This is a genomic window from Kocuria massiliensis (assembly GCF_900169715.1).
Taxonomy (GTDB): Bacteria; Actinomycetota; Actinomycetes; order Actinomycetales; family Micrococcaceae; genus Rothia; species Rothia massiliensis.
Genome location: NZ_LT835161.1, coordinates 812,186 through 838,418 on the forward strand (window position 1 = coordinate 812,186; position 26,233 = coordinate 838,418).

The 26,233-nt window shown below is 60.2% G+C and carries 18 protein-coding genes and 1 tRNA gene; 14 read left to right on the plus strand and 5 right to left on the minus strand.

Annotated elements, in window-relative coordinates; translation table 11 throughout:
• Positions 1-35: 35 nt before the first annotated feature.
• A complete protein-coding gene (locus B9Y51_RS07970) occupies positions 36-3,845 on the minus strand; it encodes a multifunctional oxoglutarate decarboxylase/oxoglutarate dehydrogenase thiamine pyrophosphate-binding subunit/dihydrolipoyllysine-residue succinyltransferase subunit (RefSeq protein WP_048680597.1) in 3,810 nt (1,269 codons plus the stop codon).
• 332 nt (positions 3,846-4,177) lie between these two features.
• Here B9Y51_RS07970 and B9Y51_RS07975 point away from each other — a divergent pair, with 332 nt between their 5' ends.
• The 6 genes from B9Y51_RS07975 to B9Y51_RS08000 all read left to right on the plus strand — a co-directional run bounded on the left by B9Y51_RS07975 (position 4,178) and on the right by B9Y51_RS08000 (position 11,418).
• Positions 4,178-5,656, plus strand: coding sequence for a GuaB1 family IMP dehydrogenase-related protein (locus B9Y51_RS07975; protein ID WP_085529355.1), 1,479 nt, complete (start codon positions 4,178-4,180; stop codon positions 5,654-5,656).
• 216 nt (positions 5,657-5,872) lie between these two features.
• Positions 5,873-7,264 carry a hemolysin family protein gene (locus tag B9Y51_RS07980; protein ID WP_085529356.1) on the plus strand — a complete coding sequence of 464 codons (1,392 nt, stop codon included), beginning with the start codon at positions 5,873-5,875 and terminating at the stop codon, positions 7,262-7,264.
• The gene (locus B9Y51_RS07985; protein WP_085529357.1) at positions 7,261-8,433 is read left to right on the plus strand and encodes a hemolysin family protein; all 1,173 of its coding nucleotides are present in this window, start codon (positions 7,261-7,263) and stop codon (positions 8,431-8,433) included. The genes B9Y51_RS07980 and B9Y51_RS07985 overlap by 4 nt, the downstream gene beginning before the upstream one ends.
• Positions 8,434-8,588: 155 nt before the next feature.
• Positions 8,589-9,551: a metal ABC transporter solute-binding protein, Zn/Mn family gene (locus B9Y51_RS07990; RefSeq protein WP_048680255.1), complete on the plus strand. Its 963-nt coding sequence runs from the start codon at positions 8,589-8,591 to the stop codon at positions 9,549-9,551.
• 86 nt (positions 9,552-9,637) lie between these two features.
• Entirely contained in the window at positions 9,638-10,471 is an 834-nt protein-coding gene (locus B9Y51_RS07995) for a metal ABC transporter ATP-binding protein (RefSeq protein ID WP_065424256.1), read from the plus strand.
• Entirely contained in the window at positions 10,468-11,418 is a 951-nt protein-coding gene (locus B9Y51_RS08000; RefSeq protein WP_048680254.1) for a metal ABC transporter permease, read from the plus strand. The genes B9Y51_RS07995 and B9Y51_RS08000 overlap by 4 nt, the downstream gene beginning before the upstream one ends.
• Here B9Y51_RS08000 and B9Y51_RS08005 read toward each other — a convergent pair.
• Positions 11,404-11,883, minus strand: a complete 480-nt coding sequence (locus tag B9Y51_RS08005) for a Fur family transcriptional regulator (protein WP_238650994.1) — start codon at positions 11,881-11,883, stop codon at positions 11,404-11,406. The genes B9Y51_RS08000 and B9Y51_RS08005 overlap by 15 nt on opposite strands.
• 135 nt (positions 11,884-12,018) lie before the next feature.
• Here B9Y51_RS08005 and B9Y51_RS08010 point away from each other — a divergent pair, with 135 nt between their 5' ends.
• From B9Y51_RS08010 to B9Y51_RS08025, 4 genes are all read left to right on the plus strand, one after another.
• The gene (locus B9Y51_RS08010; RefSeq protein ID WP_085529359.1) at positions 12,019-12,693 is read left to right on the plus strand and encodes an MBL fold metallo-hydrolase; all 675 of its coding nucleotides are present in this window, start codon (positions 12,019-12,021) and stop codon (positions 12,691-12,693) included.
• On the plus strand, positions 12,690-13,115 hold the full coding sequence (locus tag B9Y51_RS08015) for an HIT family protein (protein WP_048680248.1): 426 nt from the start codon (positions 12,690-12,692) through the stop codon (positions 13,113-13,115). The genes B9Y51_RS08010 and B9Y51_RS08015 overlap by 4 nt, the downstream gene beginning before the upstream one ends.
• Before the next feature lie 99 nt (positions 13,116-13,214).
• On the plus strand, positions 13,215-14,609 hold the full coding sequence (locus tag B9Y51_RS08020; protein WP_158088277.1) for a sensor histidine kinase: 1,395 nt from the start codon (positions 13,215-13,217) through the stop codon (positions 14,607-14,609).
• Positions 14,597-15,268 carry a response regulator gene (locus B9Y51_RS08025; protein WP_048680244.1) on the plus strand — a complete coding sequence of 224 codons (672 nt, stop codon included), beginning with the start codon at positions 14,597-14,599 and terminating at the stop codon, positions 15,266-15,268. Before B9Y51_RS08020 ends, B9Y51_RS08025 begins: the two co-directional genes overlap by 13 nt.
• Here B9Y51_RS08025 and hrpA read toward each other — a convergent pair.
• From hrpA to B9Y51_RS08040, 3 genes are all read right to left on the minus strand, one after another.
• Positions 15,225-19,343, minus strand: a complete 4,119-nt coding sequence (gene hrpA / locus B9Y51_RS08030; RefSeq protein WP_085529361.1) for an ATP-dependent RNA helicase HrpA — start codon at positions 19,341-19,343, stop codon at positions 15,225-15,227. The genes B9Y51_RS08025 and hrpA overlap by 44 nt on opposite strands.
• Positions 19,344-19,388: 45 nt before the next feature.
• Positions 19,389-20,270 (minus strand): alpha/beta hydrolase, encoded by an 882-nt coding sequence (locus B9Y51_RS08035; RefSeq protein WP_085529362.1) that lies wholly within the window; start codon positions 20,268-20,270, stop codon positions 19,389-19,391.
• 72 nt (positions 20,271-20,342) lie between these two features.
• Positions 20,343-20,415, minus strand: a tRNA-Arg gene (locus tag B9Y51_RS08040).
• Between the two features lie 176 nt (positions 20,416-20,591).
• Here B9Y51_RS08040 and argS point away from each other — a divergent pair.
• From argS to thrC, 4 genes are read left to right on the plus strand one after another with little or no spacing between them, the layout of a single operon-like run.
• A complete protein-coding gene (argS, locus tag B9Y51_RS08045) occupies positions 20,592-22,250 on the plus strand; it encodes an arginine--tRNA ligase (RefSeq protein ID WP_085529363.1) in 1,659 nt (552 codons plus the stop codon).
• Positions 22,251-23,738, plus strand: a complete 1,488-nt coding sequence (locus B9Y51_RS08050) for a diaminopimelate decarboxylase family protein (protein ID WP_085529364.1) — start codon at positions 22,251-22,253, stop codon at positions 23,736-23,738.
• A gap of 30 nt (positions 23,739-23,768) precedes the next feature.
• A complete protein-coding gene (locus tag B9Y51_RS08055) occupies positions 23,769-25,067 on the plus strand; it encodes a homoserine dehydrogenase (RefSeq protein WP_085529365.1) in 1,299 nt (432 codons plus the stop codon).
• Between the two features lie 57 nt (positions 25,068-25,124).
• Entirely contained in the window at positions 25,125-26,225 is a 1,101-nt protein-coding gene (gene thrC / locus B9Y51_RS08060) for a threonine synthase (RefSeq protein WP_048680229.1), read from the plus strand.
• Positions 26,226-26,233: the final 8 nt, after the last annotated feature.

Here is a 26,233-nt window from a genome sequence, read left to right on the forward strand (position 1 = left end):
GACGAATACGCGGCCAGAGGCTCACGCGATTCAGATTAGTCGAAGGACTGCTGAACCAGGTGTTCCAACTCAGCTTGGTGACGCTTGCCCGTGCCGGTGGCGGGGGAAGCCGAAGCCGGGCGGGACACCAGGCGAACCTCGCGGTCCAACAGCGGAAGCATCGACACGGACAGGTAGGGCCACTGGCCCTGGTTGGCCGGCTCGTCCTGAGCCCACACCACATCCGCTTCGGGGTAGCGAGCCAGCTGCTCCTTGATCTCGTCCAGCGGCAACGGGTAGAGCTGCTCCACACGGATGATGGCCGTGTTGTTGAGCCCCTTCTTTTCCCGTCGGGCCGCGAGATCGTAGTACAGACGACCCGAGACCATGATGACGCGCTTGACGCTGGAGTCGTCGAGCCCACCCTGATCCGGAATGACCGCCTGGAAATCGCCCTGCGTGAAGTCGGAAACCTCGGAGGTCGCCGCCTTCAGGCGCAAGAGCTGCTTCGGCGTCATGATGACCAGCGGACGATGAGGACGGCTGTAAACGTGACGGCGCAACAAGTGGAAGTGGTTGGCCGGCGTCGTGGGTACAGCCACGGTCATGTTGTTCTCCGCGCAGAGCTGCAGGAAGCGTTCCATGCGGGCGGAGGAGTGGTCCGGGCCCATGCCTTCGTAACCATGCGGCAACATCAACACGAGCGAGGAACGCTGGGCCCACTTCTGCTCGGCCGACGAGATGAACTCGTCGATGATCATCTGGGCACCATTGAAGAAGTCGCCGAACTGCGCTTCCCAAATCACCAGCGAATCCGGACGCTCAACCGAGTATCCATATTCGAAGCCCATGACGCCATATTCCGACAACAGCGAGTTGTAGATCATGAACTTCGCCTGGTCATCGGCCAGGTGACGCAACGGAACCCATTCGGCATTGGTTTCGTGATCGTGCAAGACCGAGTGGCGTTGAACGAACGTGCCACGCTGAACGTCCTGGCCGGACATGCGGACCTGAACGCCCTCCATGAGCAACGAACCGAAAGCGATCAGCTCGCCAAAGCCCCAGTCGATTTTTCCGTTCTGGGCCATTTCGTGGCGCTTCTTGACGAGTTGTCCGAGCTTCTTGTGAATCGTGAAGCCTTCGGGCATTTCGTTGTGGACCTCGCCCACGCGGGCAACGACCTCCTGCGAGACCGCGGTGGTCTCGGGGGAGTAGACCGAGTCCTCGATCTGCTGAGCGGCCGGGCGTTCGATATTCGACACAGCCGCGGCGTCGCCGGTGACCAGAGGCGCCGAAGACGTCTGAGCCTCGTGGGTTTCGGTGAAGACCCGTTCGAGCCGCTCCTGGTAATCCTTGAGCGCCCGGTCGGCCTCTTCCGGTGAAATATCTCCACGACCGATCAGAGACTCGGTGTAGAGCTTGCGGGTCGAGCGCTTGGCCTCGATCAGCTGGTACATCAACGGCTGAGTCATCGAGGGATCATCGGCCTCGTTGTGTCCACGGCGGCGGTAGCAGACCATGTCGACGACGACGTCCTTCTTGAACCGCTGACGGTATTCGAAGGCTAGCTGGCCGACACGCACGACCGCTTCGGGGTCGTCCGCATTCACGTGGAACACCGGCGCCTGAATCATGCGAGCGATATCGGTCGCGTAGGTCGAGGAACGTCCCTCGCCCGGCGTCGTCGTGAAGCCCACCTGGTTGTTGACCACGATGTGCACCGTGCCGCCCACCTTGAAACCGCGCAATTGCGACATCTGCATAATTTCCGCGACGATGCCCTGGCCGGCAAACGCGGCGTCGCCATGTACCAGGATCGGCAGAACACCATAGGCGTTGTCGGACTCGCCGCCCTCGTCGAGGAGGTCCTGCTTGGCGCGCACGATGCCCTCGAGTACGGGGTTGACCGCCTCGAGATGCGAGGGGTTGGCCGCAAGGTAGACCTGGGTCTCGTTTCCGGCGTCCGAGGTGAACACGCCTTCGGTACCGAGGTGGTACTTGACGTCACCGGATCCGCCCACGAGGCGGGGATCCTGTTCACCTTCGAATTCCCGGAAGACCTGTGCATAGGACTTGCCGGCGATGTTCGTCAACACGTTGAGGCGGCCACGGTGTGCCATTCCAATGCCCACACCGGCCAGACCCTGATCGGCTGCGCCCGAGATGATGGAATCAAGGAGCGGAATGAGCGACTCGCCGCCCTCGAGAGAGAACCGTTTCTGACCGATGTACTTGGTCTGGAGGAAGGTCTCGAAGGCCTCCGCAGCGTTGAGCTTGCCCAGGATGCGCAGCTGCTCATCGCGGCCCGGCTTGGTGTAGCCATGTTCGAGCTGCTGCTGGAACCATTGGCGCTCGCTCGGGGACTCAATGTGCATGTACTCCACCGCGAGCGTGCGGCAGTAGGCCTCGCGAAGGAGGTCGAGGATGGTCCGAAGCGTGAGCTTGGGAGCATCGCCGAACCCGCCGGTGGGCCACTCGCGGTCCAGATCCCACAACGTCAAGCCGTACGTGGCGATGTTGAGATCGGGATGCTTACGCATCACGTATTCGAGCGGGTTGACCTCGGCAATCAGGTGGCCGCGAACTCGATACGAGTGGATCAGCTGCTGGATTCGAGCAACCTTGTTGATCTCTTCCTCGGGATTGACCTGGTTATCCACGGCCCAACGCACGGGCTCGTACGGGATGCGCAGGACCTCGAAGATTTCGTCGTAGAAGCCATGTTCACCGAGCAGATACTGGTCGATCAGCTTCAAGAATTCGCCTGAGCCCGCGCCCTGGATCACTCGGTGATCGTAGGTTGAGGTCAGGGTGAGGATCTTCGACACGCCCTCTCGCGCCAAGGTCTTGGGGGAGGTGCCGCGGCGTTCGGCGGGGTAGTCGAGGGCGCCGACGCCGATGATGCACGCCTGACCCTTCGACAAACGCGGGACCGAGTGAACGGTGCCGATTCCGCCCGGGTTGGTCAGCGAAGCGGTCGTGCCCTTGAAATCCTCGACTGTGAGCTTGTTGTCACGGGCCCGCTTGACCATGTCGTCGTATGCGGCCCAAAACTCGGCAAAATTGAGGGTCTCGGCCTTCTTGATGTTGGGAACGACGAGGTTGCGAGAGCCATCCGGCTTGGGCATGTCGATGGCCAAACCGAAATTGATGTGTGCCGGGTGAATCGCGGCGGGACGGCCCTTCTCATTCTCGCCGTAGACGACGTTCTGGGACGGGAAGGCCTTCAACGCCTTGACCACTGCGTACCCGATGATGTGGGTGAAGGAGACCTTACCGCCGCGCGTGCGCTTGAGATAGTCGTTGATCTGGGTCCGGTTGTCGATCAAAACCTTGGCCGGAACGGCGCGGACCGTGGTGGCGGTGGGAACCGTCAACGATTCGTCCATGTTGGCGGCGACAGCCTTGGCAGGCCCGCGGAGAGTCTCGACCTTGTCTTCTTCGGCTTCGACGTCGTTCTTGCCGGCTTCCGGGAGCTGAGCGGGGATCGGGAGTTTCGAGCTGGAAGCGCTCTTCGTCTCGGACTGCTGAGGAGCGTCCGTCTCCTGCTTGGCGGGTGCCTTGCGCTCTGCCGGGGCCTTCTGCGTGGGCTGATCGGCGGGAGCAGATTTCTTCTCAGGGGCCGACTTCTTCGCCGGAGCGGCCTGCGGAGCCGAAGACTGGGAGGCGGCGGCCGGAGCCGATGACTTCGTGGGAGTCGATGCCGTCTTGCCGCCTTCCTTCTCCTCCATGGATTCAAAGATGGGCCACCACTTCTTGTCCACCGAGTTCTTGTCCTGCTGGTACTGCTCGAAGAGCTCGTCGACGAGCCATTCGTTACCGGCGAATTCCTCAGGGATCTGGTGCTGTGGCTGATCTGGCACTAGCTTCACGCCTCTTCCATTTGCTGGTTCTGTCTGGGCCATTGGATCCTAGACTGGCCCACACCTAATTGTGGATGCTGCCGAAGCGCGGTGGGCAGGGCAGATTTCACTGTTCTGCTACGAGCCGCCGTGTACCCCGCGACGATGCGGGATGGCGCAACCTTCTAATGGCGAGTCTATTAGGGTTGGCCAGACGTTATCCAGCCGCCACGGCCCCAAGTTGCCGGAAGACCTGTGCATCGCATCTCAGCCGATGCCCATCGACCGGTCCGTGACGACGAAAGTCACCGTCGCCATATCGGTTTTCGATCTATCTGGGTACCATAGGGCAAGTGCAATTCTTGAATAGCCCCACCACAGACCTGACCTATAACGACGTTTTCCTCGTGCCGTCGCGCTCCGAGGTCACCTCACGCTTCGGCGTTGATCTGTCGACGAGCGATCATACGGGTGCAACCTCGCCGATCGTTGCCGCCAATATGACGGCCGTTTCCGGCGCTCGAATGATGGAGACCCTGGCCCGTCGCGGTGGGTTGGCGATCTTGCCTCAAGATGTTCCGCTAGATGCGGCCGTCAGGATCATCGAGTCGGTCAAGACGGCGGATCCCGTTGTGGAGTCTGCCGTCATCGTCGCTCCGGACACCTCGATCGAACACGCTCTACGGCGATTGGGCGATCGACGCTTTACGGAGGCCGTGGTGGTCGACGAAGATTCACGACCCATCGGACTGGTACGACGCGAAGAGGGTCGAGGCGAAGACCCGGCTGCCGCCGTCGAAACGATTCTCCATCCCATGCCGTTGGTGATCGAAGAGGCGGACCTGGCCCTCGGTGACGCATGGGGAAGCCCCCAGCGCGACGCGGCGCTCCGTAGCGTCTTCGATCGTTGCGAAGAGCTAGGTATCGAAATGGCCGTCATCGTCCGCGATGGCCTCTATCGTGGGGTCCTTTCGCACTCCGGGGCGATCCGTTCGACGATTCACAAGCCCGCCCTCGACTCATCGGGGCGGCTGATCGTCGGCGCCGCCGTGGGAATCAACGGGGACGTTCGCGGCAAGGCACAAACCTTACTCGAGGCAGGCGTGGACGTGCTGGTCGTGGACACAGCTCACGGTCACCAACAAAAGATGTTCGACGCGTTGACGGCAGTGCGTTCGTTGAACCCCACGGTTCCGATCGTGGCCGGCAACGTCGTGAGCGCGGCCGGAACCCGAGACCTTATCGAGGCGGGCGCGGACATCGTCAAGGTCGGCGTGGGCCCCGGCGCGATGTGTACGACGCGAATGATGACCGCGGTCGGCCGGCCTCAGTTCTCCGCCGTCGTGGAGTGTGCCGCAGCTGCTCGCAAATTGGGTAAACATGTGTGGGCCGACGGCGGGGTCAAGCACCCTCGCGACGTCGCCCTCGCGCTCGCCGCGGGTGCCAGCATGGTGATGGTGGGCTCCTGGCTTGCCGGCACGTACGAAGCCCCGGGCGAGCTTCATTTGGATTCCGACGGCCGGCCCTACAAGGAGAGCTTTGGCATGGCATCCACGCGAGCCGTCAAACACCGCACCCGGTCGGAAGACGCTTTCACGCGCGCTCGCAAAGCAATGTTCGAGGAAGGCATCTCGAATTCGACGATGTACTTGGACCCGTCAAGCCCGAGTGCCGAAGATATCGTCGACAAGATCACGGCGGGAGTTCGCTCGTCCATGACCTACGCCGGAGCCAATGACCTCAGCGAGTTCCATGAGCGTGCGATCGTAGGGGTCCAGGCGGCCTCGGGTTACGACGAAGGCCGGGCTCGTACCCGATCCTGGTTGGCATAAACTGTCACGAATTTGTGGAGGGCCGCGTCGACTCGGCGCGGCCCTTTCCTGTTCGCCAAGGTCGAAACCGTGAGGAAAAGGACGAACAGTATCTCCCGATGCTGAGCGGCCACGGTAGACTCATAATCCTTATGGACGACCCTTTTAGTTGTAAGAAAATCTGCCCTGGGCCGCCTCTGGTGTGCCGCCGTTTCGCTGAGACGGTGAAGTAGCGCCATGGAATGGTTACTCGTTCTGGCCGGACTCCTTCTCATTCTGGGAACGGGGTTCTTTGTGGCCGTTGAGTTTTCCCTTGTTGCCCTCGATCAACCGACGGTTATTCGCCAAATCCACGATGGTGACCGCGGCGCGGAACCTCTCCTGAGGTGCCTGAAGTCGTTGTCTACGCAGCTGTCCAGCTGCCAGCTGGGCATCACCATCACCACCCTGTTGACGGGTTATACGCTCGATGTCGGAATCCAGGGATTACTTTCCGGAACTGTTGAGATGCTTCCGGTCCCGGATTCGATCGGCTCCGCGCTGAGCCTCATCGTCTCTATGCTGATCGCAACGTTGCTGTCGATGGCGCTGGGCGAACTGATCCCCAAAAATCTCTCGATCTCAGACTCGTTCAGAATTGGACGGGCGCTGGCACGTTATCAACTTGCCTTCACCGCCGTGATGAAACCCTTTGTCGTCGTGATGAACGGTGCGGCGAATAAGGTTTTGCACCTCTTGGGACTCGAAGCAAAGGAAGAGCTTTCCGGCGCACGGTCGCCCGAGGAGCTCTCATCCATGGTGCGCCGATCCGCAGACTTGGGAACCTTGGACGTCGGTACCGCGAACTTTGTGGCTCGAACCCTCAATTTCGCAGAACACACCGCCTCCGACGTCATGACCGCGCGACGCCAGGTTGTCATGTTGCCCACGAGCGCCAGCGTGACCGAGATCATCAGTGAGGCTCGAAAGACCGGACACTCACGCTTTCCGCTGTATGAAGAGGATCAGGACGACGTCAAAGGTGTCGTGCACATCAAACGCGCAGTCGGCGTTCCGCCTGAGCGTCGCGAAACCGTTCAAGCTGGTGCACTCATGGACGAAGTCCTCAGAGTTCCGGAGACCATTCATCTGGATGCGCTGCTGCGTGAGCTTCGAGAGTCCGCTCTACAGGTTGCCGTGGTGCTCGACGAATACGGGGGAACGGCTGGCATCGCTACCTTGGAAGACTTGGTCGAAGAGATCGTCGGTGAGGTCGCCGACGAACATGACCGGGCGGTTCCGGGCGTGCTCGAGACCGCCGACGGTCGCTGGCATTTCCCGGGCCTCATGAGGCCTGACGAGGTGACGGATAAAGTGACACCCCTCGATATCGACGACGATCCCGCCTTCGAAACTATGGGCGGCTTCATGATGGATCGATTGGGACGCATTCCCGAAGTAGGGGACACGGTGCCGATCGAAACCGGAATCCTGGAAGTAGAACGCATGGACCATCGACGAGTGGACCGTATTTTGTTCACTCCGGCGGTTCGCGAATCCGATGAAACCTTCTCCGAGGACCTTGGCCCCGTGAGGGCCGTGGACCACGATGTCAATGCGAAACCCGCTACGAAGGGAGGCTCGCGATGAACGACTGGGTATCCCTGATGCTGCTGATCGTTCTGCTCGCTGGAAACGCCTTCTTCGTGGGTGGCGAATTCGCGATCATGTCCGCTCGCCGTTCTCAGATTGAACCCCTCGCGGAGGCTGGGAACAAGCGAGCTATCACGGCCTTGCGCGCCATGGAACACGTTTCGCTGATGTTGGCGTGCTGTCAGTTGGGCATCACGGTGTGTTCGTTGTTGATCTTGAACGTCGCCGAACCGGCGTTACATCACCTCGTCGCGGAGCCGCTGATGCATATCGGCGTGCCGGCTTCGGCCGCTGATGTGATCGGTTTCTTGCTGGCATTGCTCGTCGTGACCTTCCTGCATGTGATCTTCGGAGAGATGGTTCCGAAGAATATCTCCGTGTCGGTTGCTGACAAGGCGGCTTTGTGGCTCGCACCGCCCCTTGTCATGACGGCCCACGCGGTCAAACCGGTGATCGTCTTCCTCAACTGGATTGCCAACTCGGCTCTTCGATTGATGAAGGTCGAGCCCAAAGATGAGGTCTCGTCGACCTTCACTCTGGAAGAGCTCCAGACGATCGTGGAGGAATCCACAGCCGAAGGCTTGGTGACCGATGAGGACGGCATGCTGACCGGCGCGCTGGAATTCTCGGAAAAGTCGGTGGGTGACGTCATGGTCCCGGTCGACAAGCTGGTGACCTTGCCCTCTGATTGCTCGCCCCATTCCCTGGAGAAAGCGGTCGGGCGGACGGGATTCTCACGGTTTGTCCTGGAATCGGAGGACGGTAGCTACCTGGGCTACCTCCACGTTAAAGACGTTCTCTCCATTCCGGAGGAGCGATATCGCTTGCCCACGCCCTTGACCAGAGTCCGCTCGTTGATCAACCTTCGTCCCGAGACCACGGTCGAAGACGCCTTAGCGACCATGCAAAGGACGCATGGCCACGTGGCACGTGTGGTCTCCCCGGGAGGGGCGACGGTGGGGGTGTTGTTCCTTGAAGATGTTTTGGAAGAGCTGATCGGTGAGGTCAAAGATCCCACCCGATCTGAGGGCCACCGACGTCGGTTGGAGCCTTTTGCTCAGGACCATCTCAGTGGCGCTAATAAGAGGGCCTCTGGCAGAGGGTCCACGGCGGCCTCAAAGATCGGTCCGTCGTCGAGGGATGAGAAGCCGGACCTCAACGTATAACCATCCTCTAAATTGTGAATGATTCGCATCTGAGTAAGCTTGCCCCAGATGCGAATCGTTCATTTTAAGCGATGGTTCGCACTGAATGCTGACTTTGTCGCATGATCATCACTGGTGCAGGAGAAAAGAGAATTTTTATGAGGGGAACTCGTTGGATGACGATCGCCGCCCTGGGCGCGGTCGGTTCATTGGCGTTGGCTGGTTGCTCGTCGCAGGACGGCAACGCCTCCAAGGGCGACGACAAGAAGATCACGGTGGTTGCCTCGACCAATGTTTACGGCGATATCGTGAAGTCGATTGGCGGGGATCACGTCAATGTCGAGTCGATCATCAATTCCTCGAGCCAAGATCCTCACTCCTATGAAGCCACCGCCCAAGACCGTCTCAAGGTTGAGAAGGCCGACGTGATCGTGGAAAACGGTGGCGGATACGACGCCTTCATGGACGATCTGGCGAAAAACTCCAAGGCCGAAAAGATCAACGCCGTTGAACTTTCTGGGCTTCCCGGCGCAGATGAGGCCAACCACGAAGAACATGATCACGATCATGAGTCCTCCGGAAGCGAGGAACATGAGCATAAGCACGACCACGGTTCGTTCAATGAACACGTCTGGTACAGCCCGTCGGTCATGAAGAAGGTCGCCGAAAAGATTGGTGAGGACCTCGGTTCCGTCGATTCTAGCCACAAGGACGACTACTCCACGAAGGCCAAGGACCTCGGCGGAAAGCTGGACTCTCTCCAGCATCGAGCTGAGGACGTGAACGCCAAGGGCAAGGGCTATGTCGCGACCGAACCGGTGCCGGGATACTTGCTGCAGGCGACCGGACTCGAAGACAAGACGCCCACGGATTTCTACGAGGCAATCGAGGGCGATACTGACGTTCCCGCCTCCGTGCTGAAGTCCATGAGGGACGCGCTCAGCTCGGGTTCCATCTCATTGCTAGGCTTCAACCAGCAGACTGAATCCGCGCAGACCGGAGAGCTCAAGAAGTACGCGGAAGAGCATCATGTGCCAACCGTGTCCTTCACCGAGACCCTGCCGGAAGGTAAGGATTACATCGGCTGGATGGATGACAACCTGGATTCCGTGTCCAAGGCTCTGAAGGATCACGCCTAATCTGAATGTCCACCTGACCCTGGCGAGGCGTCGACCTGACGGTCGGCGCTTCGCCGTACCCAGCCCCATCGCGAACAGGAGCCTGTGTGTCCTCATCGTCAGCCCCCAGCGTTAGCCTTCATCAGGCCGCGCTCTCCTTCGGGGACCGAGTGCTGTGGGAAGACCTCAGCTTGGATATCCAGCCGGGGGAGTATTTTGCGGTTCTTGGCCCCAACGGTTCGGGAAAATCCACTTTTCTGAAGGCACTGTTGGGTCTATTGCCACTCAGCTCGGGAGAGGTTTCCGTTTTAGGGGAAAGCGTACGCCGAGGCAATCCGCACATTGGTTACGTGCCCCAGCAACGAGATTTTTCCCCCGAAACACCGCTTCGGGCTCGGGATCTCGTGGGATTGGGAGTCGATGGACACCGCTGGGGGCCCGGTCTATGGTCTCGAAAGCGCCGGGCTCGCATCGACGAGCTGCTGGAACGCGTGGGCGCTACCGATTACGCCTCCGTTCCCGTGGGTCTGCTCTCGGGCGGCGAGCAGCAGCGTCTCCGGGTGGCGCAAGCGCTGGCCTCTCGGCCCCGTCTGCTGCTCTGTGATGAAGCGCTCTTGTCCTTGGATCTTCGACACCAGAGCGCCGTGAGCCAGTTGATCGAGGACTACCGGCGCGAATCGGGAGCCACCGTGATCTTCGTGACGCATGAAATTAACCCGATCATCGATGACGTTGACCGGGTCCTCTATCTAGCCAACGGAAGATTCACCGTGGGAAGCGTCGAGGACGTCATGTCCACCGAGACGCTCTCTCGCGTATACGGCGCTCCGGTGACCGTGATGAAGGTTGACGGTCGGTACATCGTGGTGGGCGCGAATTCTCTCTCCCATACCCCCGGCGACGACTGCCACGCCCACGACGTCGAAGGGAAAGTCTCATGATTCCGGATCAGTTAATGCACCTGCCATTGGCGGCGGAGGGCCTATGGAGCCGCATCTTCGTCTTCGACGGTTATGGCGAACTGCTGAGCTTGCTGAGTCAGTCCATCGTTGCCGGCGCCATCTTGGCGCTGATTGGTGGTTTCATCGGAACTTTCGTAGCAATGCGAGATGGAGCCTTCGCGGTGCACGGCATCGCCGAACTCTCATTTGCCGGCGCGGCATTCTTCCTGCTGATGGGCTTCGACGTCATCACCGGATCTCTCGTGGGTTCCATCGCGGCGGCCGCGATCATCGGTGCGCTGGGAGCAAGGGCCAAACACAACGGATCGCTCATCGGCGTTCTGATGCCTTTTGGGTTGGGACTGGGAATCCTTTTCCTCTCCCTATATCAGGGGCGTTCGGCGAATAAGTTTTCCTTGCTGACCGGACAAATTGTCTCGGTGGACGGCGCGCAAACCACGGAAATGGCCGTGGGCGCGGTGGTCGTCATCGGATTGTTGTTCCTCGTGTGGCGCCCCTTGACCTTTGCCAGCTTGGACCCCGATGTGGCCGCGGCTAAAGGCGTGCCGATGCGCACCCTGTCGATGGTGTTCATGTTGCTGCTCGGCATTTCCGTGGCGTTGTCGGTCCAGGTGGTTGGCTCGCTGTTGGTGTTGGCGCTCCTGATTACCCCGGCCGCCGCGGCGGTTCAGATCACGGCGTCGCCGGTTAAAGCGCTGATTTTGTCCGTGATCTTCGCCGAGATTTCCACGGTCGGAGGCATTCTCCTGGCCTTGGCGGGATCGTTACCGATCAGCCCCTATGTGACCACCATTTCTTTCGTGATCTACCTGGTGTGCCGGGTTATTGGCGGAATTCGACGTCGCACCACGGGCTCGGGACGACGAGTGCATGACACCGACCGGGGACGGTCGGCCCTCAGCTCGGCGGAATTACCTTCCCGGTAGAGAAGTCTCCGGGGACTTATCGCGAGCACACTGTGAGCAGATGCCGGTGAGTTCCACGGTGTGTTCAATGTCGGAATAGCCCAAGGCCGCGCCAATGCTCGACGCCCATTCTTCAACAACGTCGGCTTCGATGTCTTCGGCGGCTCCGCAATTGCGGCACAACAGATGATGATGATGTTCCTGGGCGGCGCACTTGCGGTACAGAGCTTGGCCCTCTTGATCTTGCACCGAATCGACGTCGCCGGAATCGGCCAAGGACTGCAAAATCCGGTACACCGTTGCCAGCGATACCCTGCCTCCGCGATCCACGATGATCCGGTGAAAATCCTGCGCGGAATGAAAATCGTCAAGAGTCGCGAGCACCTCGAGTACGGTTCGCCGTTGCCGGGTATTCCGAAATTCTTGTTGGGTGCCACTATCGGTGATAGTTGTCCCTCGAGATGTCGGCAAATTCTGGGAAACCACGGAGGCTCTCCTTCCCCTAGGTGGCGCAGGGCGATGCAAAACCCACGCCTGACCGGGCCTTATTGCGGTTCGTTCCATTCTAGGCCACGAGGGAATCTATCGCCCCGACAACGAGACAGGGATACGCTGGGGGCTATGAGAATCACGAAATTTACGCACTCCTGTGTCCGAGTCGAGAAGCACGGCTCGGTGCTGGTCCTGGACCCCGGCAACTTCTCATCGCCGGAAGAGATTCGTGAGGCCCTCGAGGGCGCCGAGTATTTGATGGTCACGCACGAACACCCTGATCATTACTTTCGCGAGCCGGTTCACGAGGTCCTCAATGACCACACTGACATCCAGGTCTACGCGACACAGTCGGCGGCCGACGAGTTGCGGGAATCGGTCAAGAACCCCGAGCGTATTCACTCCGTGCAGGGGGAGGAAGAGTTCGATGTGGGCCCATTCGGCATCAGAACCTTTGGTGGTCAGCATGCGTTGATTCACCCTCTGATTCCGACAATCCAGAACGTCGGGTTCATGATCGATGACGACGTGTACCATCCCGGAGATAGCTTGATCGTTCCGCACCACATCACGGTCAAGCATCTGCTCCTACCGATCCACGCGCCGTGGAATAAGCTTCAAGAAGTCGTGGATTTCTTGGCCTCCGTGCGACCTCAACGTGCCTTCCCCATTCACGACGGTCTGATGGCCGAGAATGGGCACGCCATGTTGACCAAGCATTTGGAAAACTTCGGAACTAAATATGGAAGCGAATACGTGCGGCTCCGTCCCGGCGATTCACTGAACCTTGAGGAGACATCATGAGCTCGGTTTTCACCAAAATTATTGACGGCGAATTGCCTGGACGATTCGTCTGGAAGGATGAGCGCGCCGTCGCGTTTTTGTCGATCCAACCGCTATCCATGGGGCATGTCCTCGTGGTACCCCGGCAAGAGATAGACCACTGGGTCGATCTACCTCAGGACCTGGCAGCGCACCTTATGGAGGTGTCACGCCTGATCGGGCAGGCCATCAACGAAGTTTATGAGCCGGTGCGTGTTGGCCTGATGATCCAGGGCTTCGAGGTCCCGCACACTCACCTGCACGTATGGCCCACGAATTCCATTGAAGAGTTCAGCTTCGACCAGGTGGATAACGACCCCGATGACGCGCTCATGGACGACGCGGCCGCTTCGATCCGGGCAGCCCTAGCCCGGGCAGGGCATCCGGAAGCAGAGATCGACTGATCCTCGCAAAACGGGGGTGTCTGGTGGTCGGGGTAACCCGACGGCAAGACGCCGACTAGCCGGATGGGCCAGCCAGGTCTCTTTCGAGACGATAAATATATGAGCACCGCATCAGAGTACGAGACCAATACTGCACACCGGAAGAACCAGAGGAGGACCAACTGGTCAGCTTTTGAGGAGCGCCTCGACACCAGAGAACTGAGGCGTGCTCGCCACATTCCCCGGTGGAAGCGGTTTGTCCGCGAAAATCTGTACCTCGCCTCGAGTTTCCCGGTCGCCTTGTGTTCGTTCATCGTGGTATGCACCCTTGTGAGTCTTGGGGCAGGCCTCGTTCCTCTCCTCCTTTTGGGAGTCCCCGTGCTGTGGGGAACGTTGTATTACGGTCGTGGAGCCAGTAGCTGGGAGCGTCACCTCGTAGGTTGGGTACGAAGTCGTGACGTGTCGACACCCTATCCGCCGAGGAAATCCGTAGGGGCTTTAGATCGTCTAAGGGCAGACGCGTCTCACGGACAGTCCTGGATGAACCTTGCCTGGATCTTGGTGGACTTTGTCATTTCCACCGTGGTCTTTTGGCTGACCTTTACCTGGTGGATGTTGGCCTTAATGCTGGTGGCCGGGCCGATCATGATGTGGCTTTTCAGCATCGGCCTGATCCATGAGGACGGCGACGGTCGGCTTGTCGATCTTCTCTCGGTGGAACATATTCCCTGGATTACCGACCACCCATATCTCGCAGAAGGAATTGCTTATGCCGTGGTTGGAGCGGCCTTTGCGCTCACTCTTATGCCGCTCGTTCACGGTCTATCAATTCTCAGGGCTGTCGTATCTGAATTAATGTTGTGTTTGCCCGTGCCGTCGCGGCACCGCATTGAAGACCTGAAGGGATCTCGGGCCGCTTCGCGTCGAGCAGAAATTGATGCAATGCGTCGTCTTGAACGAGATATCCACGATGGTCCACAGCAACGGCTGGTTCGTCTGGAGATGGACCTGGCCCGAGCGGAACGCATCGCCGAGAACGACCCTCGTCGGGCCATGGAGATACTTCGGGGGGCTAAAACGCAGAGTCGAGAGACACTCATGGAATTGCGTCAGCTAGCGAGAGGAATCGCACCGGCGATTCTCGTTGATCGCGGCCTGCACGCCGCTGTTACGGAAACGGCATCGCGTTCACAGATTCCCGTCCAGATACTTTGGGATGTTCGGGGAAGCCTTCCTCCCCATGTGGAGACCACAGCTTATTTCGTGATTTCGGAATGTCTCGTCAATGCCAACAAGCATTCCGCCGCGCAACATGCACAGATTTCAGTACATCTCGATGACGCCGTCTTGAACATAGAAGTGCGTGACGACGGCGTGGGAGGCGCAGCCGCCGCAAAAGGCCACGGGTTGGCAGGGCTGACGGATCGCGTCAAGGGCGCAGACGGCCAGTTCACCGTTTATTCGCCGCATGGAGGACCGACGACCATAGAATGTGAGATCCCATGCGAACCGTGATCGCCGATGACTCAGCCCTCATCCGCGAGGGGCTACGCCTGATCCTCGAGGACGCTGGGCATAAGGTCGTGGCCGGTGTGGGGGATGGGCCATCCATGATCGAGGCCGCACTGGATGCGCGTCCAGATCTGGTCATTAGTGATATTCGTATGCCACCGAGTCATACAGACGAAGGCCTGACCGCTAGCATCGAATTGCGACGTTCTTGGCCGGAAGCACCCATCCTGCTTTTGAGCCAATACGTCATCGTGGACTACGCCGAGGACTTGGTGGCCTCAGGGGCTGGTTCCATGGGCTACCTTCTCAAAGACCGGGTGTCCGACATTGACGCGTTTTTGGCGACCGCGGATCGCGTGGCGGATGGCGGAACCGTCCTGGACCCCGAGGTCGTCCGACAACTGTTGGTGCGAGACCGAGCCCCTTGGGAAGTTCTCACCCCGCGTGAGACGGAAGTTCTCGAGCTCATGGCGGCGGGACACACGAACGCGGGTATCGCGGATCAGTTGGTCATCAGCCTAGGCGGGGTAGAAAAACACACTCAGCGCATTTTCGCCAAGCTTGAGCTTGCGGCCGACGACAACGTGCATCGCCGTGTCACTGCCGTGCTTCGCTATCTTAACGGCCGAGTTCCTCGATCGCCTGGTTTAGGGCCTTGGTAATACGTTGTGCCGAGACGGGCCTGGCCGTTCCCAATTCTTGAGCAAAATAGCTGACGCGTAGCTCTTCGATCTGCCAGCCGACGTCGGCCAAGACGGGTGGGGTAGCTCCGTTGGGGCAATGTTTTTCGACCGCTCCGTCGTACCGATCTTCCAGTGCTTGAACTTCCAGCATGAGCGTGGTGTCCTGACGAACTTTTTCGCCCATTTTTTCGATTCGGCGCTCCATGGCATCGAGATACCGAGGAAGATGGACGAGCCGTTCATATCCCGTTGCCGCCACGAAACCTGGAAAGACCAGATTCTCTAACTGAGCTTTAACGTCATTGACGTTATTGATGAGCGACAGAGATGCCGCGGACTTTAACTTCTTTCGCACCCCATTAGCGCGTTTGAGAATGTCGGCGACCAGGCTGGTGACCGTGAAGACCGTGTCGATGAGTTCGGCTCGAACTTCGTGGAACAGGCGATCGAATTCTTCCCGCGTTGTCGGAGCTTCTGACGGCGTGAGTTTATCTAGGGCCGCGACGGTGCAGTCGGCGATGAGCGACTCCACGGATCCGTGTGGGTTTTGCGTGAAGACTATTTTTTCCTGATTTTTCAGATGGTCAGAAACGTATTTTTGGGGTGAGGGGACTCGTAACGCCAAAAGCCGAATAACGCCGCCGCGCTGGGCTCGTTCCTGTTCCGCCGGGGACGTCAGTATTCTGAGGGCCACAGACTTTCCCTCGTCGACTAGCGCCGGATATCCCTGAACCGAGTGTCCCGAAATGGTGCGCGTGATTTTCCGGGGAATATCCACGTCGGGCCATTCCGTCAGGCCGCTGCGCTCTTTCACACCGGTCGACGTGCTTCCAGCCTGTGCCGGTGCCGCATCGTTCTGCTTCCGGTCTCGCGGGGAAGCAGGCCCGGGTGCGTGCCCCGTACCGGGGTTCTTCTGGCCGCCCGTCGACGTGAGCCGCGCCAGCGCCTCCGGCGAAGCCCCGAGCGAAGCTGCCAATGCGGCACGAATGTGGGGGCGTAGCTTGTCTTGTAACTCGGCCAGGTCCTTCCCTTCGCCCAGAAGGTGGTTCCGATGGTCGCGCACCTGGAACGTCACCCGAAGATGGTCGGGCACGGCATTCCAATTCCAAGAATTCGGGGGAATCACGAACCCTTTGAGGCGCCGCAAGGCGAGTTCCAATGCCGGCAGGAGCTCGTCCCGAGTGGGGTCGGCGTCGGCCTCCAGTGCGTTCAAGGCCTCTCGCGCGACGTCGGGCGCCGGCACAAAATTCTTGCGCGATGCTTTGGGGAGGGACTTGATGAGCGCGGTGATGAGGTCACGACGAAGTCCGGGTATGTGCCATTCGAAGGGCTCGGGCGACATCTGATTCAGGAACACGATCGGAACTTGGACAAAGACGCCGTCGGCCTCAGGAGTGCTTCCCGGAGCGGCAGGGGCGAACTCGTAGGTCAGGTCCAATCGCAATTCGCCGTCGCTGGTGGGCAACACCCACGTGCGCGGGAATTGGGATTCGTCGTAGTCGCGGGCGTCATCGTCGATCAAGTGTTCACGGTCGAAGTCCAGGAGGTGCTCGTTCCGGGGACGTTCCCTCTTCCACCACCGGTCGAAGTGGCGTTCGGAGACGATGTCCTGAGGAATGCGCGCGTCGTAGAACGCGTAAATGGCGTCGTCATCCACCTTAAGGTCTCGACGTCGTAGGCGAGCCTCGAGCTGGTCGATCTCTTCCAGACGCCGTCGATTTCGGTGGAAGAAGCGGTGACGGGTTCGCCAATCGCCTTCGACGAGTGCACGACGGATGAAGAGTTCCCGGGAGAGTTCCGGGTCGATGCGCCAATAATTGACCGGTCGATCCGTCACCACCGGCACGCCGAATAATGTGGCCTTTTCGTAGGCCATCACGGAGCCACGCTTTGCGGACCAATGAGGTTCCGAATACGTGCGTTTCAGAAGATTCCCGGCGGCGTCTTCGATCCATTGAGGATTGACCGACGCATTGACCCGGGCCCACAATTTTGAGGTCTCGACCAATTCGGCCGAGACGATCCAATCCGGATTTTTCTTGAAGAGGCCCGACCCGGGAAAGATTGAAAAGCGGCTTCCTCGGGCGCCGTGGTACTCGTGCTTGCGTTCGTCCTTAACGCCGATATGGCTCAAAAGACCGGTCAGCAGGCTGCGATGCACCGCCTCTTCCGTGCCGCCCACGGTAATTTGCCGACCCCGCGGAACACTAATATTCGCTCGGGATCCCAAACGGCGCAGTTGCTCGTAAAGGTCTTGCCATTCCCTGACCCTCAGATAATTAATGAATTCCCGACCGCAGAGCTTTCGGAATTGGGATGAGGAGAGTTCTTCTTGCTTGTCTTGGAGGTATTGCCAGAGCAAAAGATAGCTCGAAAAATCCGAGGTGTCGTCGGTAAAACGAGAGTGGAATTCGTCGGCCTGCGCGCGTTTTTCGGTGGGGCGCTCGCGGGGATCCTGGATGGTGAGGGCGGCCGCTAACACCATGAGCTCCTTGGCGACGCCGTGGCTTTCCGCCGCAACGATCATGCGTCCGAGGCGAGGATCAACGGGAAACGCCGCAAGTTGGCGGCCGACCTGGGTTAGTGGAGATGCGACGCCTTGATCACGTTGCGTTTTTTGGGCGCCCTGCGACCGCTTCGATCGCGAGTTCGACGTTCGAGTCGAGTTTCCGGCTGCGCCTTTTTCCTTGAGGGCACCCAGCTCTCGCAAGACGTTGATTCCATCGGTAATCGCGCGGCGCGCAGGCGGCTGAACAAAAGGGAATCGCTCCATGTCACTAGGGGATTCCACGACGCCAATCGACATGGTGTGCAAAATGACCGACGCCAGATTGGTCCGCAGAATTTCCGGGTCGGTGAACTCCGGACGCGAGGAAAAATCTTCCTCCGAATACAACCGGATCGCGATACCGTCCGACACACGGCCACATCGGCCGGACCGTTGCCGCGCGCTCGCTTGGGAAATGCGTTCGATGGGTAGCCGTTGAACTTTAGTCCGCGATGAATAGCGAGAAATTCGGGCCGTGCCGGGATCGATGACGTATTTGATGCCGGGAACGGTCAGGGACGTCTCGGCTACGTTGGTGGCCAGAACGATCCTGGGCTTGCCGGACGGGCGAAAGACCTTGTGCTGTTCGGCCATGGAAAGCCGGGCAAAGAGGGGCAGGATCTCTGTGCCCGCGAGGGAACGTTCTCGGCGGGCGAGATCTTCGAGGGCCTCCGCGGCGTCGCGGATCTCTCGCTCACCGGAGAAGAAGATCAGAATGTCGCCGGGAGCCTCTGAACGCAACTCGAGCACCGCATCGCACACGGCATCCAGGGGGTCGACGTCGCTGGCCTCCAAACCGTCCGTTGTCTCGTCGTCCGACATCCCGACATCGGTCAGGGGTCGGTAGCGAATCTCCACAGGATAGGTTCGTCCGGAAACCTCGATCACCGGCGCGGCGTCGTCGGGCATGGGCTCTTCGGGATCGTGCTCGGCCACCGGATCAAAACTTGGTGCGAAATGACGCGAGAATCGTTCCGGGTCGATGGTCGCGGACGTGATGATGACCTTCAAATCCGGCCGCTGCGGCAGAATCCGTTTGAGATAGCCGAGGATGAAATCGATGTTCAGCGAACGTTCGTGGGCCTCATCGATAATGATGGCCGAATAGCGTTTCAGGAGAGGGTCGTGAGGGATCTCCGCGAGCAAAATGCCATCGGTCATGAGCTTGATCGACGTATCCTGGCCGACCTCAGAGGTGAAACGCACCTGGTAACCGACCGTTTGGCCGACGTCTTCGCCCAATTCTTCCGCGATGCGTTCGGCAACCGATCGTGCCGCCAAACGGCGCGGCTGTGTATGCCCGATCGTGCCGGCTTCACCCAGGCCCAATTCCAAACACATCTTGGGGATCTGCGTGGTCTTGCCAGAGCCGGTCTCACCCGCGACAACGACCACCTGATGCTGCTGGATGGCATCCATAATGTCCGCTCGTCGGGCGGAGACGGGTAGCGACTCGGGGTAGACGATCTGGCGGGTGGGCTGGGGAGATGCGGGCTGCTCAGACATACTGCGGCCTATTCTACGGGGCACCGGCCAGACGCCACGGTCGGGTCACGAGGGTGAGGGACCAGACAGCTGTCGCTCGACCCAGGAAAGGACGCGGGCCAGGCGCGCCGCGTCGCCATAAATGGTGGCATCGGAGTGGTCCGCTTCGGGAACGATCTCCAACGCCGTGGAGATCCCTCGGGAACGCAGGGCCGCGTGGGGAGTGGTCGATTGGTTCCAGGGAACGCAGCCGTCGGCATCGCCATGAAGGTAGAAGACGGGACGGTGAGAAGGAGACAGCGTCGCCGAACGGGCGTAATCCACCGGGTGCGCCCGTGACCAAGCGATCTCCGCGGCGGTGTCCGATGGCGGTGGAAAAGTTGACCCGAGTAGGCGACGCTCGGCGCCGTCGTCGTCGGGATGATGGAAGGGAAGACCGCAGGCCACACGATCGTCGAATATGGTCCTCAAATCGCTCACGCCATAAAAGCTGACGGCGCAATTAACCATGGACGAGGCGCTACTGTCACCCGGGCCTTCGAGGTACGTTTGGCCGGAGTCACCCGTTGCAGCAGCGAGTTGGACGAGATGCCCGCCCGCCGAGGCTCCAGAAAGGGCAATACTTCGAGGATCGATTCCGTAGTCAGTGGCATGTCCTCGAAAATGCCGTATCGCTTGTTTGAGGTCATGGAGCGGTTCCGGGAATCGAGCTCTGCCCGTGAGTCGGTAGTTGATAGAAGCCACCGCAAATCCTGCCGCTTGAAATCGCTCGCGAATCTTGTGTTGGCCGTTTTCCGAAAAGCGGAGAGACGACTTGTCTCCGAACCTCCAGGCGCCTCCGTGCACATGGATGAGGAGGGGAGCGAGATCGGAAGTGCGCTTCGCGGGCGGATAGAGGTCGAAGGAACGGTCCGGGTCGGCGAGGTCGCCGTAGTAACCGCTGATCATGACACCGTCCTTCGCGAGGCTAATGGATAGCAGAAGACCCCGCCGCCCAAGTGGCGAAGCGGGGTCGAAAAGTGCCCTCGATAGGATTCGAACCTACGACTTCTTGCTCCGGAGGCAAGCGCTCTATCCACTGAGCTACGAGGGCAACGCCTCATAGCGTAGCAGGAAAGTGCCGCGCGATCCCAAACGAGCTCGATGCGTCATCCGTCTCGAATCACGAGGCAAGGACTGGCCTGAGGATTCACGTGACGGCGCGTGTAGCGCCCGTTACCGAGGATGTCATGAGCGGAGTCATCGGTCGACTCCTTGTAGACTGGCCCGGTGACTCCCGAAGAACTTTCCACAGCAATTTCCGAATGCCTCGATCAGGCGATAGCAGAAGGCGAACTCGTTCTCGCTGACGGTCAGTCGATGCCCGAGGTGAAAGTTGAGCGACCTAAAAACCGGCAACACGGTGATTGGGCGACCAACATTGCACTTCAACTCGGCAAAAAGGTCGGCAAAAACCCCCGGGAGGTAGCGCAGGCCCTCGCCGCGCGGATTGAGGCCATCGACGGCGTCTCCGCGGTGGACATTGCTGGACCAGGGTTCCTCAATATTGTCCTCGACGCCGCGGCCGCGGGAATTCTGGCCCAGGCCATTCTTGAGGCTGGAGCCGCATACGGCCGTTCCGAGAAACTGGCCGGAAGACACATCAACCTGGAGTTTGTCTCGGCCAACCCGACCGGCCCGATTCACTTGGGCGGGACGCGTTGGGCGGCCGTGGGCGACTCCTTGGCTCGGATCCTTTCCGCGAATGGTGCCCAGGTGACACGGGAGTACTACTTCAACGATCATGGCACCCAGATCGATAGGTTCTCCAAGTCTTTGCTGGCGGACGCCCGCGGCGAAGGAACCCCGGAGGACGGTTATGGCGGCGCATACATTGGGGAGATCGCGCGTCGCGTCTTAAGCCAACGGCCGGACGCTCTCGAATCCGATGATCCGCAGGAAGTTTTCCGCTCTCTCGGCGTCGAGATGATGTTCGAAGAGATCAAGACGTCTCTCCACGAATTCGGCGTGGACTTCGACGTGTACTTCCATGAGAACTCGCTGTTCGAGTCTGGAGCAGTCGAGCAGGTTCTTGAGGAGCTCAAGGGCAGCGACCGTTTGTACTTTGCCGACGGCGCCTGGTGGTTGCGCTCGACCGACTACGGCGATGACAAGGACCGCGTGGTCATCAAGTCCGACGGCAATGCGGCCTACATCGCCGGAGACATCGCGTACATCGCGGATAAGCGCCGCCGAGGTGCGGACCTTGCCATTTATATGTTGGGCGCCGACCACCACGGCTACATCGCTCGCCTCAAGGCTGCGGCCGCGGCCATTGGTGACGACCCTGACGCCGTCGAGGTCATGATCGGGCAAATGGTTAATCTGGTGCGTGACGGACAGGCCGTCCGTATGTCCAAGCGTGCCGGGACCGTGGTCACCCTCGAGGACCTCGTGGACATCGTTGGCGTCGACGCGGCCCGGTACTCACTGACCAGGTTCTCGGTGGATTCCAATATCGACATCGACCTGGATGTGCTCACCAAGAGGTCCAACGAGAACCCAGTCTTTTACGTGCAATATGCCCATGCGCGAACCTGTGCCGTGGCTCGCAACGCCGCAGACGCCGGAGTGGAGCGTACCGCAGAATCCTTCGCTGCCGCGTTCCTTGACTCGGCCGCGGACGAGGACCTCCTTGCGGTTTTGGGGCAATTCCCGGGCGTCGTGCTCGAGTCCGCCGAGCTGCGCGAGCCGCATCGCGTTGCCCGGTACTTGGAGCGCCTCGCTGGCGCTTACCATCGCTGGTACGACTCGTGCCGTGTGGCACCGAAGGGCGATGAAGAGATCACCGACACGCACCGAACCCGCCTGGCCCTCAACGATGCCACGACCCAGGTCCTGGCCAACGGGCTCGACCTGCTGGGCGTCAGCGCCCCGGAGAGGATGTAGATGGGCAACACGGAGGGGACTCTTATTCCGGATTGGCTGACCGTGCCTTCGGAATCCGCGGCCCTTGACCCCGCCATCTGGACACCCTCTTACCAGCGCGAAGACTCGGGGGAACTGTCCATCGACGGTCACCTGGTCTCTGACTTGGTTCGAGACTTTGGCACGCCGACGTATGTGTATTCGGAGGACACCTTCCGGAGCCGGTCCCGTGAATACCGTGAGGCCTTCGAAGAGGCCTTTGGCCAGCACGACGCCGAAGTTTCGGTGTATTACGCCGGCAAAGCGTTCCTCTGTGCATCGGTCGCTCGATGGGCCCGAGAAGAAGGGCTCAACTTGGATACGGCGTCGGGCGGTGAACTTGCCTTGGGTTTGGCCGCCGGTATGCCGGCCGAACGAATCGCTCTCCACGGGAACAATAAATCGTCCGCAGAAATCCGCCGGGCTCTCGCGGAAGGAGTCGGCCGCATCGTCGCCGATTCCGTCCCCGAATTGTTCCTCATCGACCGTGAAGCTCGCGCCCTCGGTGTCACAGCTCCGGTGATGATCCGTGTGACGCCTGGCGTGCACGCGGAAACGCACGATTTCATTGCTACGGCCCATGAAGACCAAAAATTTGGGGTCTCGCTAGCCGCTGGTACCGCGGAACTCGCCCGCGACGCGGTCGGGGAGGAACTGTGGACACGGTTGCAGCTCTCCGGCTCGGATTCGGCAGCCATGCTGGCGGCAGTGCTCTCCGGGTCACTCGATGGCATCAGCCTGCGCGGATTCCACTGCCACATTGGTTCTCAGATCTTTGAGGCCGAAGGATTCGGTGTGGCGGCCGAACGCGTCTTGCGTTTCATCGCCGATGTCAGCCGCCGCATCGGCCAGAGCATCCCGGAACTGGACATCGGGGGCGGCTACGGCATTGGATACATCGCCGGTGACACACCGCGCCCTCCGGGAGAGATCGCCTCTGACCTTGCGCGCGTCATCTCAACGGTGTGCGCAGAACTCGACCTGAAGATACCGCACGTATCCATCGAACCCGGACGAGCCCTCACCGGACCGGCCGGGGCGACGCTATACACCGTGGGCACCCTCAAGGACGTCGCCGTCGATTCACCGGACGGTCAAACTCAGGTGCGACGTTACGTCTCGGTGGACGGCGGAATGTCGGATAACGCCCGACCGGTTCTCTACGACGCGGATTACACCGTGACCTTGGCGAATCGGGCTCCTGACGGACCCCAGGTATTGTCCCGGGTCGTGGGTAAGCACTGTGAATCCGGGGACATCGTCGTTCGATATTGCTACCTCCCGGCCGACCTCCGCTCCGGCGACATCCTTGCCGTGGCGGCCACTGGAGCATATTGCTGGGCGTTATCCAGCAACTACAACTATCTGCCGCGACCGGGAGTCGTGGCTACGTCTGCGCAGAGCGATCCTCGGGTGATCGTTCGTGGCGAGACCGAGGCAGATCTTTTCGCACGGGACGCCGGTTTATAAATCCGGTACCGGAAACATCAAGGAGAATTCATGACCAAACCGACCCTTAAGGTTGCCCTCCTGGGCGCTGGAACCGTGGGCTCGCAGGTGGCGCGGATCCTCACGGAAGACCGCAACGACCTCACCGAGCGGATTGGTGGAGTGCCAGAGCTCATCGGCATCGCCGTACGGTCTCTGGACGCGCCCCGGGATTATCAGGCCGACACTTCCCTGTACACCACGGATGCTGACTCCTTGATCGACCGGGCCGACGTCGTCATCGAATTGACGGGTGGCATGGAGCCGGCTCGTACCCGCATCCTCCGAGCATTGAACGCCGGTAAACACGTTGTTTCTGGGAATAAGGCGTTGATTGCCGCGCACGGCGCAGAATTAATGGCCGCGGCGCGAGAGTCCGGAGCGCAATTCTCCTTTGAGGCCGCCGTGGCCGGCGCCATTCCGATCCTGCGCCCTTTGCGCGATTCGCTGGCGGGCGACCACGTCACCCGGGTCTTGGGAATCATGAATGGCACCACCAACTTCATGCTCGACGCGATGGACTCCCACGGTGCCGCCTTCGATGAGGTCCTCGCCGAAGCCCAGAAGCTCGGTTATGCCGAAGCCGACCCGACCGCGGATATCGAGGGGCACGATGCCGCTGCCAAGGCCGCGATCGTCGCATCGCTGGCCTTTCACTCGGAATTCCACATCGATGACGTGCACTGCACGGGCATTTCTGAGATCACGGCCGACGACGTCGCAGCGGCCAAGAACGACGGTTACGTGATCAAGTTGCTCTCCGTGTGTGAGCGCGACGGCGAGGGCGTCAACATCAGGGTGAACCCGACTCTGATTCCGCGCACACACCCTCTCGCGAGCGTCCGAGATGCCTACAACGCGGTTTTCGTGGAGTCGCGCGATGCCGGTGAACTCATGTTTTACGGACCGGGCGCGGGTGGAGCACCCACGGCGTCGGCCGTCATGGGCGACTTCGTATCCCTCGCACGGCGCGGCGTCCTGGGCGGTCCGGGAGTTCCGGACTACTCCTATCGCGGACTTCAGGCCACATCGTTGTCCAACGTGGTGTCCCGTTACACGGTTGGCCTGCTCGTTAAAGACCAGCTCGGTGTGCTCGCGGGCATCGCCAACAAGTTTGCTGAGAACGGCGTCTCGATCGAAACGATGCACCAAACCAAGCATCGGGAGCGAGAAGACGTCGAGGGCGCCGATGCAACGATCCGAATTGTGACCCACAAGACCAGCGACCAAAAGCTGAAGTCCACCATCGACGAGCTGAGCAGCTTGTCTGCTGTTTTCGACGTCGCATCGGTCATCCAGGTCGAAGGCTAAGTACACCATCAATTACCGGCCGGCAATCCTTCCGGCCACCCGAACGTGAGGAAACCCATGGCACACGTCTGGCGAGGCGTCATCAACGAGTACATCGACCGTTTGCCGGTCTCGGACGCGAAGAACATTGTGACCCTGGGGGAGGGCGGAACCCCGCTGATCCATGCCCCCAAACTCTCGGAGCACACCGGCAACGAGGTCTACATCAAGTTCGAAGGCATGAACCCCACCGGCTCCTTCAAGGACCGCGGGATGACGATGGCGATCACCGCGGCCAAGGAGCAAGGCGCGAAGGCTGTCGTGTGCGCATCCACGGGCAATACCTCTGCGTCGGCGGCAGCTTACGCGACTCAGGCCGGGCTCACGTGTGCCGTTTTGGTGCCCGAAGGCAAGATCGCCATGGGCAAGCTATCCCAGGCCATCGCTCATGGCGCCGAGCTCCTCCAGGTCAACGGCAACTTTGACAATTGCCTCGAGGTGGCCCGCAAGCTCGCCGAGAATTACCCGGTGTTCCTCGTCAATTCCGTGAATCCGGCACGCATCGAGGGCCAGAAGACCGGGGCCTTCGAGGTCGTCGATGTCTTGGGAGATGCGCCCGACTATCACCTCTTGCCGGTCGGAAACGCCGGAAATATCACGGCCTACTGGAAGGGCTATCAGGAATATTCGGCGCCGTACGTGAACGATGCCGGAGAGACGCTGCCCGCCGTCTCGACCACGACGCCGGCTATGTGGGGATTCCAGGCCGCCGGTGCCGCACCCATCGTTCAAGGGCATCCGGTGTCTGAGCCGGACACGATCGCGACCGCGATTCGGATCGGAAATCCTGCGTCGTGGGACCAGGCCGTTGCTGCCAGAGACGAGTCGGGCGGACTGATCGAGTCCGTCACTGATGAGGAAATCCTTGAAGCTCACCGTTGGCTCTCCTCGCAAGAGGGGGTCTTCGTGGAGCCCGCCTCCGCCGCTGGCGTGGCCGGCCTGTTGAAAAAGCACCGAGCAGGTGAAGCGCCTCAAGGTAAGACAATCGTGATTACGGTGACCGGCCATGGCCTGAAGGACCCGCAGTGGGCTCTCAAGGGTGCCGACGGCGCAGACGTGGAACCGAAGACGGTGGACTTCGACGTCGTTTCGGTCGCCGACGCCCTAGGCCTCGAGTAAGGCGGCCT

Coding starts and splice junctions, on each gene's coding strand:
- B9Y51_RS07980 (WP_085529356.1), top strand. CDS start 5,873: ATGGAATGGTTACTCGTTCTGGCCGGACTCCTTCTCATTCTGGGAACG.
- B9Y51_RS07985 (WP_085529357.1), top strand. CDS start 7,261: ATGAACGACTGGGTATCCCTGATGCTGCTGATCGTTCTGCTCGCTGGA.
- B9Y51_RS07990 (WP_048680255.1), top strand. CDS start 8,589: ATGACGATCGCCGCCCTGGGCGCGGTCGGTTCATTGGCGTTGGCTGGT.
- B9Y51_RS08000 (WP_048680254.1), top strand. CDS start 10,468: ATGATTCCGGATCAGTTAATGCACCTGCCATTGGCGGCGGAGGGCCTA.
- B9Y51_RS08010 (WP_085529359.1), top strand. CDS start 12,019: ATGAGAATCACGAAATTTACGCACTCCTGTGTCCGAGTCGAGAAGCAC.
- B9Y51_RS08015 (WP_048680248.1), top strand. CDS start 12,690: ATGAGCTCGGTTTTCACCAAAATTATTGACGGCGAATTGCCTGGACGA.
- B9Y51_RS08020 (WP_158088277.1), top strand. CDS start 13,215: ATGAGCACCGCATCAGAGTACGAGACCAATACTGCACACCGGAAGAAC.
- B9Y51_RS08025 (WP_048680244.1), top strand. CDS start 14,597: ATGCGAACCGTGATCGCCGATGACTCAGCCCTCATCCGCGAGGGGCTA.
- hrpA (WP_085529361.1), bottom strand. CDS start 19,343: ATGTCTGAGCAGCCCGCATCTCCCCAGCCCACCCGCCAGATCGTCTAC.
- B9Y51_RS08035 (WP_085529362.1), bottom strand. CDS start 20,270: ATGATCAGCGGTTACTACGGCGACCTCGCCGACCCGGACCGTTCCTTC.
- B9Y51_RS08050 (WP_085529364.1), top strand. CDS start 22,251: ATGGGCAACACGGAGGGGACTCTTATTCCGGATTGGCTGACCGTGCCT.
- B9Y51_RS08055 (WP_085529365.1), top strand. CDS start 23,769: ATGACCAAACCGACCCTTAAGGTTGCCCTCCTGGGCGCTGGAACCGTG.
- thrC (WP_048680229.1), top strand. CDS start 25,125: ATGGCACACGTCTGGCGAGGCGTCATCAACGAGTACATCGACCGTTTG.